This is a genomic window from Spirosoma endbachense (genome assembly GCF_010233585.1).
In the GTDB taxonomy this organism is placed as follows: Bacteria; Bacteroidota; Bacteroidia; order Cytophagales; family Spirosomataceae; genus Spirosoma; species Spirosoma endbachense.
Genome location: NZ_CP045997.1, coordinates 463,928 through 477,783, shown reverse-complemented (window position 1 = coordinate 477,783; position 13,856 = coordinate 463,928). Strand labels below are relative to the sequence as shown.

Annotated in this window: 9 protein-coding genes and 2 tRNA genes; 5 read left to right on the top strand and 6 right to left on the bottom strand. The window is 49.0% G+C overall.

The genetic code is table 11. From position 1 onward, the window contains the following. Positions 1 to 91: 91 nt before the first annotated feature. Both GJR95_RS01820 and GJR95_RS01815 read right to left on the bottom strand, forming a co-directional pair. Entirely contained in the window at positions 92 to 1,447 is a 1,356-nt protein-coding gene (locus tag GJR95_RS01820; protein ID WP_162384256.1) for a M43 family zinc metalloprotease, read from the bottom strand. After that, positions 1,428 to 2,393, bottom strand: coding sequence for a PhoH family protein (locus GJR95_RS01815; RefSeq protein ID WP_162384255.1), 966 nt, complete (start codon positions 2,391 to 2,393; stop codon positions 1,428 to 1,430). Before GJR95_RS01815 ends, GJR95_RS01820 begins: the two co-directional genes overlap by 20 nt. Positions 2,394 to 2,753: 360 nt before the next feature. On the opposite strand from GJR95_RS01815, the gene dnaB reads away from it, so the two are divergent. Beyond that, complete coding sequence (gene dnaB, locus GJR95_RS01810; RefSeq protein WP_162384254.1) at positions 2,754 to 4,337, top strand: replicative DNA helicase; 1,584 nt, start codon at positions 2,754 to 2,756, stop codon at positions 4,335 to 4,337. Positions 4,338 to 4,371: 34 nt separating this feature from the next. Here dnaB and rlmD read toward each other — a convergent pair whose 3' ends face one another. After that, complete coding sequence (gene rlmD / locus GJR95_RS01805; protein WP_162384253.1) at positions 4,372 to 5,829, bottom strand: 23S rRNA (uracil(1939)-C(5))-methyltransferase RlmD; 1,458 nt, start codon at positions 5,827 to 5,829, stop codon at positions 4,372 to 4,374. A 72-nt stretch (positions 5,830 to 5,901) separates the two neighbouring features. Here rlmD and GJR95_RS01800 point away from each other — a divergent pair, with 72 nt between their 5' ends. Together GJR95_RS01800 and GJR95_RS01795 are read left to right on the top strand one after the other, a co-directional pair. Further along, positions 5,902 to 8,139 carry a gliding motility-associated C-terminal domain-containing protein gene (locus tag GJR95_RS01800; RefSeq protein WP_162384252.1) on the top strand — a complete coding sequence of 746 codons (2,238 nt, stop codon included), beginning with the start codon at positions 5,902 to 5,904 and terminating at the stop codon, positions 8,137 to 8,139. A 73-nt stretch (positions 8,140 to 8,212) separates the two neighbouring features. After that, on the top strand, positions 8,213 to 9,022 hold the full coding sequence (locus GJR95_RS01795; RefSeq protein ID WP_162384251.1) for an SDR family oxidoreductase: 810 nt from the start codon (positions 8,213 to 8,215) through the stop codon (positions 9,020 to 9,022). Positions 9,023 to 9,113: 91 nt separating this feature from the next. Here the strand turns inward: GJR95_RS01795 and GJR95_RS01790 are convergent, their stop codons facing one another. Continuing rightward, the gene (locus tag GJR95_RS01790) at positions 9,114 to 9,839 is read right to left on the bottom strand and encodes a hypothetical protein (protein ID WP_394369983.1); all 726 of its coding nucleotides are present in this window, start codon (positions 9,837 to 9,839) and stop codon (positions 9,114 to 9,116) included. Between the two features lie 74 nt (positions 9,840 to 9,913). Here GJR95_RS01790 and GJR95_RS01785 point away from each other — a divergent pair. Beyond that, a tRNA-Lys gene (locus GJR95_RS01785) sits at positions 9,914 to 9,986 on the top strand. 70 nt (positions 9,987 to 10,056) lie between these two features. Here the strand turns inward: GJR95_RS01785 and GJR95_RS01780 are convergent. Further along, positions 10,057 to 10,473 carry a DUF3127 domain-containing protein gene (locus tag GJR95_RS01780; protein ID WP_162384250.1) on the bottom strand — a complete coding sequence of 139 codons (417 nt, stop codon included), beginning with the start codon at positions 10,471 to 10,473 and terminating at the stop codon, positions 10,057 to 10,059. Positions 10,474 to 10,624: 151 nt separating this feature from the next. Here GJR95_RS01780 and GJR95_RS01775 point away from each other — a divergent pair. Then, positions 10,625 to 10,706: transfer RNA gene (locus GJR95_RS01775), tRNA-Leu, on the top strand. A 508-nt stretch (positions 10,707 to 11,214) separates the two neighbouring features. Here the strand turns inward: GJR95_RS01775 and GJR95_RS01770 are convergent. Further along, positions 11,215 to 13,854 carry an ABC transporter permease gene (locus tag GJR95_RS01770; protein ID WP_174260179.1) on the bottom strand — a complete coding sequence of 880 codons (2,640 nt, stop codon included), beginning with the start codon at positions 13,852 to 13,854 and terminating at the stop codon, positions 11,215 to 11,217. Between the last annotated feature and the right edge of the window lie 2 nt (positions 13,855 to 13,856).

Sequence of the window (13,856 nt, the reverse complement as noted above, 5' to 3'; positions counted from 1 at the left end):
TAATTTTTTGGGTTACGGTTGCCAAGTATACGATTTATTCTGATAGTTCAGCTCTCGAAATAAGCTATAATCCATAGCTTAGACAACTTTCCTACTGAATAAGTAACCGTTTGCTGGAGGTTTCATTACCCGTCTTGACCCGTAAGACGTACAAGCCAGTCGATAATCCACCGATGGGAATCGTTACACGCGTACTGGGTGCATCGGCGTAATTAAGTGCACGTAACTGCCGGCCACTCATGTCAAAAAGCTCAACCGAAAACGACTGAAACCCCTTTAACTGCACATCCACAGTCGGGTCAGCCGCAGCCGGGTTTGGATACAGGTTAATGGTCAATGTTTCTGTTTCAGGCAGAGCTGCTACCGACCGGAGAAGTTTGACCCGGCGCGGGCTGAACTGCAACACGGCCCGCATCCGATCGACCTGCCCCTTCGTAAACAGATTCATGCACGCATCTGGTGAATAATCCATGTAATCTTCAGTCAGATCACGAGTCTGTTTCCCATTCACACAGGTCGAATACGTAGTTCGGCACTGCGTCGTCTGATTCGGTGATTTTGTTGGAGGAGTATCGGCCACGTAGTCTTCGGCACACCCATCGCCATCGCCCCAGGTATGAATTAACCCCAGCCAGTGGCCGATTTCATGGGTTGCCGTACGACCCAGCGAGTAGGTAGAACTGGTTACTGTACCTATTTTTCGGCCAAAATACCGATAATCGATCATCGAGCCATCCACAAACTCATTCGAATCACCAGGCAACCCTTTGATCGTATCAGCCGCCGTCGGAAACTGGGTATAGCCAAGGTAGTTGTTTTGTAAGGTTGTTACCCAGATGTTCAGATAGCGGTCACTTGGCCAGTAGGCAATCTGCGAAAGGAGTACATCATCCGAAAAAATATCAAATGATGATTTCTGGGCGTAATAATGTCGGGTAATCCCCGTCGTTGGCTGACCATTCGGGTCTGTTGTCGCGAGGAAAAATTCAATTTTTGCATCGGCACCTATCGTGCTCGAATTAAAGCCGTTCGTGCCTTCTTTACGACGATAATCTTCGTTAAGAACCTGAATTTGAGAGGCAATCTGCTCATCAGAAATATTCGGGTTGTTAGCCCCACCAATCTGGCCGGATGCATTACTATGCACCACATGAACAACAATTGGAATCCGGTAAACCGTCTCATCGGCGGCCTGTCGAAGCGAACTACCGTTCGATTCTGCCTCCTGAATTCGGCGGTTCAGTTCATTAATTTGCTGAAGTCGGTTCGGGTTTCGAACCTGCAAAACCATTTTTTCATAATCGCTGGTGCCACACCGCTTTAGATCCGTGTCACTTGGTATCTGTGCCCACGCTGGCGACATCAGAAAGTACATAAAAGAACCGGCCAGCCATAGCCAGTCGGTTCTTAGAAATGTGTTCGTCAGGCTATTGCCCTGCTTTTTCATATGCTGTGATAATTTCCCGCACAAGCCGATGCCGCACAACATCGCGACCGTCAAGTTCGACGAAAGCGATTTCCTTTATCGATTTCAGAATCTCAACAGATTCAATAAGTCCTGATTTCTGCCGATTGGGCAGGTCAATCTGTGATCGGTCACCGGTGATGATCGCCTTCGACGATGGCCCCATCCGGGTCAGAAACATCTTCATCTGCATCGGCGTCGTGTTCTGCGCTTCATCGAGCAGAATAAACGCATTATTGAGCGTTCGGCCACGCATGTAGGCCAGTGGAGCGATTTCGATGATTCGATTTTCGGTATAAAACTTCAGCTTTTCAGCCGGAATCATATCATCGAGTGCATCATAAATAGGCCGCAGATAAGGGTCTATCTTTTCCTTGAGATCACCCGGCAAAAAGCCCAGATTTTCACCTGCTTCAACGGCGGGGCGCGTAATGATAATTTTCTTTACTTCCTTATTTTTGAGCGCCCTGACCGCAATCGCAACAGCGGTGTAGGTTTTACCTGTACCGGCCGGACCGATGGCAAATACCAGATCGTACTTTTCGGCCGCTTCAACCAGACGTTTCTGGTTATCGGTTCTTGCGCGTACGACGACGCCACGATTGCCATAAACGAGCACTTCATCATCATCGGGTAGCACAGGCAGTATTCCCCCGTTACTACCAAGAGGCTGACCGCTATGACTGATGTAGTTCTGCACGTTTTCCTGAGTGATTTTGCCGTACTTTTGATAATGTTCCATCAGCGAATCCAGGATATCACTGATGCGGGTAATCTCGGGCGTAGTGCCTTTGATCCGGATTTCGTTACCGCGTGAAATGATTTTGCTCATAGGGAACGCAGCAGCCACTTCTTTAATGTTGTGGTTCTCTACGCCCAGAAAGTCGATGAGCGAGACATTGTCGAGGGTGATGACTTTTTCGACCAAACGATAGTTAGCGTTTAAAATGTGATTCCGAAAAGTAAGCGATTTCTCTTCTTCTACAACACATTTCGCCAAAAAATTATTCGTATATACTAATTTCTTACCTAGTGCGCCCTGTGGATAAAAATGGATGCATTTGTGTGAAGAAATTGCTACCTTGCTGACACACAGCCTCCTGCCGTTTTTTATATCCTATACGCGAAAATGCCCCTCTACCGTTGCGCAAAAAAAGTAATTTTTTTTCAGGCTGGTAGTGCCAACATTACCAGAATGTTACGGGCAAATCGTGGCTTATATGAACGAACCAACAGGCAACCAGGGCTTGCCTTATGCAGGGATGAATGCGTAAACTTGCAGTAAGAGATGGAAAATAACGCACGCCCTAACCAACACCTTCGCAAACCCTCGGCCTTTGCCGGAGGCCGTCAGCAAGCAGGCAATCACTGGCTCGATACGGGGCTTGGTAAACTGCCGCCACAAGCGCTCGATCTGGAAGAAGCGGTGTTGGGTGCGTTAATGATCGAAAAAGATGCCCTCTCATCGGTCGTTGATATTCTTAAGCCTGAAACGTTCTATAAGGAGTCCCATCAGCGTATTTATAATGCAATACTGACTCTATTCGGCAACTCCGATCCGATCGATCTGCTAACGGTTACCAATCAACTTCGCAAAACAGGAGAGATTGAGATTGTCGGTGGCGGTGGATTTGTCGCTGAATTAACATTCCGGGTCAATTCGGCAGCTAATATTGAATATCACGCCCGCGTCATTTCAGAACAGGCGCTGAAACGGGCGCTGATCGCGATGTCGTCTACGATTCTGCGCGATGCCTATGAGGACACGACCGATGTGTTTGAACTCCTCGACCGCACGGAGCAATCGCTCTTCAAGATTTCGGAATCGAACATCAAGAAGAACTACGCCGACATGAGCACCATCGTCCGGATGGCCTTAAATGAACTGGAAACCAAGAAAAACCAGGAAGGGCTAACCGGAGTACCCTCAGGATTTACAAATCTGGACCGGGTAACGTCGGGCTGGCAACCCACCGAATTAATCATTCTGGCGGCCAGGCCAGCCATGGGTAAAACGGCGTTTGTGGTTTCGGCGCTCCGGAATGCGGCCGTCGATCATGGCAAACCGGTTGCCATTTTCTCGCTGGAAATGTCGTCGGTCCAGTTGGTTAACCGTCTTATTTCGGCTGAAGCCGAGATCGATTCCGAAAAAATCAGAAAAGGAACACTGGCTCCGCACGAATGGACGCAATTACACCACAAAATTCAGCGGCTGACCGAAGCACCCATTTTCATTGATGATACCCCTGCCCTATCCATTCTGGAACTGCGGGCAAAATGCCGTCGTCTGAAAGCGCAGCACGACATTCAGATGGTCGTTATCGATTACCTTCAGCTGATGTCGGGCGATACATCGGGGCGTGGTGGTGGCAACCGCGAACAGGAAATTGCGTCGATTTCACGGGCGCTTAAAAACCTGGCGAAAGAACTGAACGTGCCGGTTATTGCACTGTCGCAGTTGAGCCGGGCCGTTGAAACGCGCGGTGGGGATAAAAAACCACAGCTTTCTGACCTTCGGGAATCAGGATCTATCGAGCAGGATGCCGACATGGTCTGCTTTCTTTACCGTCCTGAATATTACAACATTACCCAGGATGAAAACGGCAACTCGACCGCTGGTATTGGAGAAGTAATTATCGCTAAAAACCGAAGTGGTTCGCTCGATACAATCCAGCTCCGCTTCATTAACAAGTTCACCAAATTCTGCGATCTGGACTCGTATTTTGAACCCGTTCCTACACAGGGATTCAGTCCGGATACAAATGGATTGAGTAGTTTCGATTCACCACCAATGGGTAACGTATTCAAGAGCAAGGCCAACGACCGCTCCAACTTCGGCAACGCAGACCCAGCTCAGGAAACGCCTTTTTAAACCTATAAGGTCTTTGAGACCTTATAGGTTTGGGTTATCGTTTCACCAGCAGAGCCACATTTTCTACGTGGTGGGTATGCGGAAACATATCGACTGGCTGCACATCGGCAACCCGGTACCCTTCATCCAGAATGCCCAGATCACGCGCTTGGGTAGCCGTATTACAGCTGACATACACGATACGCTCAGGAGCCGCTTTCAGCAGTTGACGGGTTACAGCTTCATCCATGCCCGCTCGGGGTGGATCGGTGATCACTACGTCCGGACGGCCATGCTGATCAAAAAAGCCATCCGTCAGGATGTCGCGCATATCGCCCGCTACAAACGTCGTGTTGGTGATCCCATTTATTTCGGCATTGACACGGGCATCGGCTACGGAGGCTTCGACGTATTCGACACCGATCACATGCTGCGCCTGCCGGGCAACGAATAAGGCGATGGTGCCCGTTCCGGTATATAGATCATAAACCCGTTCGCGACCAGTCAGTCCCGCCCAGTCGCGGGCAACTTTATAGAGATTAAACGCTTGTTGGGCATTGGTCTGGTAAAATGATTTGGGTCCAACCCGGAAGGTCAGTGGTTGCGGCTCCCCGCCAGGACCGCTACCCGCTTCCATTAACTCTTCAATATAAGGTTTACCCCCCCAATTGATAACCTCCTGGTCCTGATAACTGTCGTTTTTCTTGGTGTTGATGATGTAGTTCAGCGACGTGATCTGTGGGAAAGTGGTGTGCAGGAACGAAAGCAATCCATTCAGCATTTCCGGCTCATCCTGTGCAACCTGCACCGTCACCATGAGCTGGCCGGAGGAAGCCGTTCGAATGATGAGCGTCCGCAGAAAGCCCGTATGAACTTTCAGGTTATATAAAGTTAAGTCATGCTGGTACGCATAGTCGGCAACGGCCAGCCGGATGGCATTCGACGGATCGGGTTGCAGATAACAGTGATTGATCGGCAATACTTTATCGAACCGGCCCGGCACATGAAACCCAATAGCCCTGGGGTCGACAGGCTGGCTGGTACCCACTTCGGCCTGCGTTATCCATCGTCCTTCGGCGCACGTAAATTCAAGTTTGTTGCGGTAATATTGGGTCGGCTCAGCCGCCATAATCGGGCGAATATCGGGCAATTGCACTTTACCAATTCGGGTCAAATGGTCGACAACCTGCTGGTGTTTGAACCGCAATTGTTCATCGTACCGAATATGCTGCCATTTACAACCGCCACACGTGCCAAAATGCTCACAAAAAGGCTGTGTTCTGACCGCCGAAAATTCGTGTATACGCTCAGCAACAGCTTCCCTGTATTGCTTTTTTTTGTTCGTGATTCGGAGGTCAACCACGTCGCCGGGAGCAACCCCTGGCCCGCCCGTTGGATTTTCGACGAAAATTACGCCCTCTTCGGTACGTACAATACATTTGCCCTCGGCTGCAACGGCATCGACCAAAACTGCGTACAACCGTTCGGGGGCTTTATGACTCTTTCTACGCATAAGTGTCCTAAAAAACCGCTAATTTAAGCAGCCGTTTCCGGACGGTCTTACTTTACCTAACCGATTCCTTTTATGGTGCATCTATACCGTAGACGCTTGTTGATGATGGGGATAATCAGTTTGTTGCTGATTGTCAGTGGGGTTGTACGCGCTACGCATATCGTTGGAGGTGAATTAGAACTACGTTATCTCGGTCCGCAGAGTGCCTATTCTCACCGAATTAATTTAAATCTTTATTTTGACGATGTGAATGGCGACCAGGGGGCCGATGATGGGCGCGTATCGGTCGGTGTTTTTTCGAAACGCACGAACGAACTTTTAGGGTATGTGCCACTCAATCGGGTGAGCAGCGAGTATGTCCCTTACACAAATAACAGCTGTCAGACGGCGATGCTGCGAACCCGGCTCATTCGGCACACACTGGATATCAATCTTGATCCGAATGTTTTTAACGATCCGGGTGGCTATTATTTATCGTGGGAACGATGCTGCCGCAACAGCAGCATTGTTAATTTGCAAAATCCCGGCGATGCGGGGTCAACCTTCTACCTGGAATTCCCCGCTCTGTCTACCAAAAATTCATCCCCGGTTTTTACTGTTCCTAAAGGGGATTATGCCTGCATAGGTCAGCCATTTAGCCTTGACTTTAGCGCCAAAGATGCGGATGGTGACAGTCTGAGTTATACCATCGTCACGCCTTTCAATGGATTTAGCAACCGTGCCACGCCTAACCCTGGTGCGTTAAACCAGCTCAACAATCCAATTTTCTATCCGGGGCCCTACCCGCCCGTAACCTGGATCGCGGGCGTTTCGGTTGCGAATGAAATTCCCGGCACTCAGCCACTTCAGGTCAATGCCCGCACCGGACTCTTAACAGTAACACCCAATCGCGTGGGGCTCCATGTGTTTTCGGTGCAGGTAGATGAATTTCGAAAAGGAGTTCGGATTGGGCGCGTCCGTCGCGATTATCAGGTATTGGTGGTAGACTGTCCTAAAAACGATCCGCCAAAGCTACTCTTCAGGCCAGAAGGACAGGCAAAGTTCTATACACAGGGCACCGTGCTGACGATTGCCGAAAAAGACACCAATTGTCTTGACCTGTATGTTACCGATCCAAATCCCAACCAACGCATTCGGATTGTCAATATGAGCGGGTCGCTGCCCGGTCTCACTCTGGCTCCGGGCGATCTGTTTACCCGAAGTACGAGCGATACCCTTCGAACCAAATTCTGTTTTGGGCGTTGCGTCGGTGGAAATGGTCAGCCCTTTACGCTATTGATCCGGGCCACCGATGAAGGTTGTCCACAAGGGTTGAGCGATACAATCAGCATCCGGCTGAACATTATTCCTTCGCCGAATAATAAACCGGTTGCCACTACGGACTTGCCCCGAAACAAAGGAAATGCCACGGTTGGATCGTCTTTAACATTTACCGCGTTTGGCAACGACATCGACAACGACAACATCACGATTCAGGCCGTTGGGCGTGGATTTACACTGGCACAGGCAGGAATGACGTTTGGTTCAGCATCTGGGGTTGGTAAAGTTGCCCAACCGTTTACCTGGAAGCCATCCTGCACCGATGCTACCCGTTCTGAATACATCGTGGATTTTATTGTAACCGATACCCGCTGCAATCGCAACCTACGCGACACCGTAACGGTCAATTTGGCGGCAGTTGGGTTACCCAGTAAACCGCCAACTGTTCGCACAACACTATCGCAACAGGTAGTCGAACTATCTGTTGGCCCTAAAGACTCGGTGAGCAGCACCTTCACAGTTATTGGCGATGATCCCGACCGGGACACAATCCGGCTAATGGCGGTTGGCCGGGGGTTTGACTATAAAGCCATGGGCATGAATTTTACCGATAAAACCGGCCCCGTGGCTCTCCAATCCTTATTCGGCTGGAAACCGACCTGCGAACTGATGGCCGGTAAGTCGGAAGCTACGTTTGTGGTTGACTTTATTGCCGACGACCGATCCTGTCAGCCGAAACATACGGACACCACAACGGTCATCTTTCATGTAAAAGATCCATCGGTGGTTGCCGACATTAAAGTTCCGAACGTTTTTACGCCCAATGGCGATGGTTACAATGATTTTTTTGCCGTCAATGGTCTACCCGAAAATTCCTGTGCTGAGCAGTTTAATAAGGTTGACATCACGAACCGTTATGGGCGAACGGTCTTTACCTCCAGCGACCCTAAATTTCGCTGGCTCGGCACGAATGACCCGGCAGGGACCTATTATTACCTCATCCAAACCACTACCCGAACGTTTAAAGGCCCATTGACGCTAATTCGATGAATGAATGGCTGGCCGTCGACCCGTTACCATACTTACCCTTTTACTGAATTCCCTTATCTTCGCACCCACGATTATGAAGGATAAAGTAGTTCTCATTACAGGGGCATCGTCGGGAATTGGCCGTGCGCTTGCGTTTGCGTTTGGCCGCGAAGGAGCCAGTATTGTTATCTGTGCCCGTAAAGCGGATGCACTTCAGGAAGTTAGTACCGACTTGCAACAGGCTGGCATCTCTGTACTATCGCTCATTGCCGATGTTAGCAAGGAATCTGATGTTCAACAGCTCATCGAACAGACCATTGCCCGATTTGGTCGCCTGGACATACTCATCAATAATGCAGGGATTTCAATGCGTTCCATGCTGATTGACACGGATCCGGCAGTAATCCAGAAAGTGATGGACATAAACTTTATGGGCACCGTTTATGCCACTCGATACGCACTCCCTTACATTCTGAAAACGAAGGGATCTATTGTTGGTATTTCGTCCATTGCCGGTTACCGTGGACTTCCTGTGCGGAGTGGTTATTCAGCCTCAAAATTCGCGATGAATGGCTTTCTAGAGGCCGTACGAACGGAGTTGCTGCATTCCGGAGTTCACGTTTTAACAGCCTGTCCTGGCTTCACAGCATCTAACATTCGTGTTTCAGCTCTTGATGCCCACGGCCAGGCAAAAGGCGAAACCATGCGTGACGAAAGCAGTATGATGAGTGCCGAAGAGTGTGCCGACCACATTCTGCGGGCCGTAAAATCCCGTAAACGCGAACTCATCCTGACAACACAAGGGAAATTTACCGTTTTCATAAATAAATGGCTTCCCGCCCTCGCCGATAAACTCGTGTTCAACACGCTGGCCAAAGAGAAAGATTCACCGCTAAAGAAATGATTGAGGGGCTGAATGATTGAATAGGTGAATGATTGAATAGTATTGCACACGACTCATTCAATCATTCAACTACTCAATCATTCAACCATTTCTAGATAACCCAGACGTTATCGCGCCGGATGTAGTATAATTCATTGTGCCAGAAAACTCGTAGGTAAATATCCTGGCTACCAATGATGTTTACTTTATGGCCACGGCCAATAATTTCGGCGACAGGTGCTGCTGCCGATGGATCTGTACGAAGCAGGACACGATCATGGCTTGTAATTCCGGACTGAACTCCTTCCGGCAGGTTTACAAAGAGCAATAAACCGATTAGGTACAGGAGTAAAACCCATTTCTGCCGAACTGGAATTGTTTCCTTCCGGAACAGTTTGACGAGCAATACACCAAATGCATAACCGGCCGGAATAAGCAAAAAGAGCAGGAAATAGATACCGTACTTTTTGTAGAACAAGTAAAAATAGTTGAGGTCGTCCGTTTCATACCCATTGAGATTGTTAGCACGGGCTACTTCGTTCATTCGGTGTAGCACGGCATCATCGGGATGCCGGTCAAAATAGACCTGAAGGTAATAAAGCAGGTGAGGTACGTCATTCTGGTGTTCATAGGCACTAGCCAGTTTAAGCAACATGCCATCTGTGGCTGATTTTCCCTCCGCCATTGCCGTTTCATATAATTTAGCAGCATCAGCCTGAGACCCAGAGGCAAACAGCGAATCGGCCCGCCGAATTGGGTCAACCTGGGCGGCTTTCATCGAGAAGCAACCAGCCATCAGACAAAAAAATAGGCTTATTTTAAGGAGAAAGGCTTGCATTGAACGAAATAAGGCTATAATTTTGCACCGCGTTTGATAAACATACCCCTTATCATATATCGCTTACCATCCAAGATTTGGTAGCTCAGCTGGTAGAGCAATACACTTTTAATGTATGGGTCCTGGGTTCGAATCCCAGCCGAATCACTAAAGTAAAAAGGAGGACAGAAATTGAAATCAATTTCTGTCCTCCTTTTTACTTTAGTGATTGTTAGCATCAGAAAGGCAAATCATTGCTTTCATCGTCAAATGTTGTGTTGAAAGGCATAGCAGCTGGTTGGTTCTGAGCAGCCGGACGCGCCTGCTGGGGTTGCGCCGACCGCGCCGGTGCTGGTGGTGCCGAATAACCGCTATCGCCTTCGGCCACTTCAATCCGAAAGGCACGAAGTTCGGTATACCAGCGGTCATTATACTCACGCGACTCGGCACTAAATGTTGCTTTCAGCGTGTCACCATCGGCAAACTGTTTCAGGTCATTGGCTTTATCGCCCCAGGCTGTCAGACACACTTTTTTAGGATACTGGCTATCAAGCGTTTCAATCACAAATTCCTGCTTGTTCCATGCACCGTTTTTGCCTTGTCCAGTCACTTCGGGCAATACTTTTATAAGTTTTCCTATTAGTTCGAGCGCCATGCTTTGTAAACTTTAAAACGTTATTTCAAGGACTAAAAGTACAAAATTTTGGCCAATTTCGGGGCAATTTTCAAGAAAATATGAAAAGAAAAACAAGACAATTTGGATCCATAAAATCAAACTACTATGTTTGCACCCGCAATCAGGAAATGGCCACGTGGTGAAACTGGTAGACACGCCATCTTGAGGGGGTGGTGCTGCAAGGCATGGGAGTTCGAGTCTCCCCGTGGTCACTCTCAAAAACGCCCAAATTAGCTCAATTTGGGCGTTTTTATTTATATCAATTGCAATATTGACCAAAAAAAGACAACCCCTCATGGCAAAAAAACACCATTGGTCAGTGTCTCCGAAAGGCAAATACCTCTATAAAGATGCCCGGTTTTATGATGCCAGTGGCGACCTTTCCAAACAGTAGTTCGTTGACTATTATAACAGGAGTGAACAGCAGAAAAAGCTCGTCGGCATACGGGTGATCACTGCTGGCTCGACCGCTACCGCACGAGCCGACAAATCCAAAGAAATCAGTAAGTAGATTAATGCCGTTCTGATAGCAGGCCCGCTCGCCTATAGGCAATTGATTGTGCCTCGGTAGCCTCGTATTGTTCATTTCCGCACAGCAACGGCTGACCGCTGGCGCCAGGCGACGTTTGGTTTTCGCTAACATCGAACATCAAATAGAGTCCGGGTAGATAAATAGGTCAATGATACTATGGTGATTTCCAGCAATAACCTATATGAATCCTATTCACTACGCAGGCTCCTGACAGGGTTCATCAGGGCGGCTTTAATACTCTGATAACTGACCGTCAATAGTGTAATTCCTAAAGCACCAACCGCAGCGATGACAAACACCCACCACGAAATGGCGACCCGGTAATCATAACCTTTGAGCCAGTCGGTGAGGTAGTAATAGGCAATCGGGGAAGCAATCAGACAGGCAACCAACACCAGTAGCGCAAAATCTTTGGTGAGTAACTGCCAGAGATTCATAACGCTGGCACCCAACACTTTGCGAATGCCGATTTCTTTCGTGCGTTGCTCGGCAATGAAACTTGCCATACCGAAAATACCCAGGCACGAAATAAAAATGGCCAATACGGCAAAGTAGGCCGATAAGGTGCCAATCCGTTCCTCCGCTTTAAATTTGCTACCATACTGCTGATCGACAAATTCATACTGAAAGGGAACATTCGGTACGTATTTCCGCCAAATCTGCTCAAGCAGCGCCATTGACTGGCTCGGACTTTTAGCCGCCTTCAGGCGAATGGTCATATTCCATGGCGTATCCGAATCGATATGATACAGGGAGGGACGGACGGGATAAAAAGGCGATTCAGCCATAATATCACTTACCACGCCAATAATCGTGTAGGGCTTATTCTCCCATTTCAAAATTTTTCCCACTGGGTCCTTGAAAGGCAGAAATTGCTTCATGGCTTCGTTGATGATAAAGGCCGATGAGTCGGTTGCAAACTCTCGGGAGAAATCGCGTCCTTCTTTTACTTTCCAGCCAACTGTTTTGCCCCATTCGTAGGTCACATTAGAGTTGGGAAAATCAACCGCCTGGTCAGGATCTTTGCCCGCCCAGTCAAAACCACCGTTGGTATTCCACACACCCGTCAGCGGACTACTCGAAGCCGCCATTTCTTCGATGGCACCGGCCGCTTTCAGCTCGGCCCGGAAGGCCTCGAAATGGTCTTTTATTTCTTTCTCAACGCCCAGGTTGACCAGCCCGTTGCGATTGTAGCCAATAGGTCGGTTTTTGGCGTGCTGGATTTGTTGGTAGACGATGATCGTGCCAATAATGAGGATAATGGAGACGGTAAATTGCACGACCACTAAGGCCTGGCGAGGAACAGCAGCCCACTTTCCCACCCGAAACGTGCCCTTCAGCACGCTCAGGGGTTGAAACGACGACAGGTAAAAAGCTGGATAGCTACCCGCCACTAATCCGGTGACCCCTATGAAAGCCAGGCAGATGAACCAGAATAGGGGCTTAGTCCAAAGAAACTCGATTTTTTTATCGGCTACTTCGTTGAAGGGCGGCAACAGCAGCAACACCAGCAACACAGCTACCAGGAAGGCCAGGAATACAACCAGATATGACTCGGCAAAGAATTGATTCACCAACTGCGACCGCACCGAGCCAATGGCCTTGCGGATGCCCACTTCTTTGGCTCGTTTCTCACTACGGGCTGTTGCCAGGTTCATGAAATTGATACAGGCCAGCATCAGGACAAATATGCCAATGATGCCAAACATCCAGACGTATTTAATTTGACCGCCGATGTTCATGCCATTTTTGAATTCACCATACAGTTCCCATTTACTCATGGGGTGCAGAAAAGCCACCCATTTATACCTGGCCTCTTCCTTACTTAGATTATCAAGTTTTACGTTTTTGATTCGCGTTGACGCGTCTTCCATGGCTACTTGATCGGCCACCTGGGCGTACGTCTGGCTAAAGTTGCTTCCCCAGGGTTTTTTCATCGTTTTGACCCAGGGGTTGTCGATCAGCCACAACGCCCAGGGCATAATGACGGTTACCTTCCGAAACGAGGTGTTGTAGGGCAGGTCTTCATAGACACCTGTCACTTTTACATCGTATTTCCTACTGACTTTCAATGTTTTGCCCATCGGGTTTTGGTCGCCAAAGAGCGATTTTGCCACTGACTCCGAAAGCATAATCGAGTAGGGGTCCTTGAGGCCCGCATAGGTTCCCTGCCGCATTCGCAGACCAAGCATGGCCGGGCCATCGGGTTCAAAATAGATCCCTTCTTTCGATACATGATTATCACCAATCGACAACACATACGAACCTGGCCAGGACGCCTGCACCACGTATTTAAAATTGCTCCCATACTTTGCCCGGAGTTCGGGGCCCATGACGGCGGGGTTAGCCACCTGCGATTCGACCTTACCATTGGAGGTAGCATGCTGCATAACCTGAGCAATACGGTCGTAGCTAGGATGGTATTGGTTGAAACTGAACTCATCGTATACCCAAAGGCCAATGAGCATGGCAACGGCCATGCCCACCGCCAGCCCCCCAATGTTGATGGCCGAATACACCTGGTTCTTAGTCAGGTTTCGAAAAGCGATTTTGAGATAATTCTGTAGCATATCCGTCGTGGAGGGGGTTGGGTACTCGTTGGGTTGTCGTTTATAAAAAAAGGGAGTCAGGTAGTGTAACACTGCCCAACCATACTCCCGTCGGGCTTGTGTGAGACCTACCTGAGTGACACGCTTCAGGAAGATCTCCTGCAAGTCGCCCTGCAGGTCTTCCCGCCGGTGAGGGGCAACAAACCAGTCCAGTAGGTGGTCGGCCCAGTGGGGCGGTTGGGGATTCGAAGGCTCAATCCGTTCCTTGTTTGTAGACATCA

Coding starts and splice junctions, on each gene's coding strand:
- GJR95_RS01820 (WP_162384256.1), bottom strand. CDS start 1,447: ATGAAAAAGCAGGGCAATAGCCTGACGAACACATTTCTAAGAACCGAC.
- dnaB (WP_162384254.1), top strand. CDS start 2,754: ATGGAAAATAACGCACGCCCTAACCAACACCTTCGCAAACCCTCGGCC.
- rlmD (WP_162384253.1), bottom strand. CDS start 5,829: ATGCGTAGAAAGAGTCATAAAGCCCCCGAACGGTTGTACGCAGTTTTG.
- GJR95_RS01800 (WP_162384252.1), top strand. CDS start 5,902: ATGGTGCATCTATACCGTAGACGCTTGTTGATGATGGGGATAATCAGT.
- GJR95_RS01795 (WP_162384251.1), top strand. CDS start 8,213: ATGAAGGATAAAGTAGTTCTCATTACAGGGGCATCGTCGGGAATTGGC.
- GJR95_RS01790 (WP_394369983.1), bottom strand. CDS start 9,839: ATGCAAGCCTTTCTCCTTAAAATAAGCCTATTTTTTTGTCTGATGGCT.
- GJR95_RS01780 (WP_162384250.1), bottom strand. CDS start 10,473: ATGGCGCTCGAACTAATAGGAAAACTTATAAAAGTATTGCCCGAAGTG.
- GJR95_RS01770 (WP_174260179.1), bottom strand. CDS start 13,854: ATGTCTACAAACAAGGAACGGATTGAGCCTTCGAATCCCCAACCGCCC.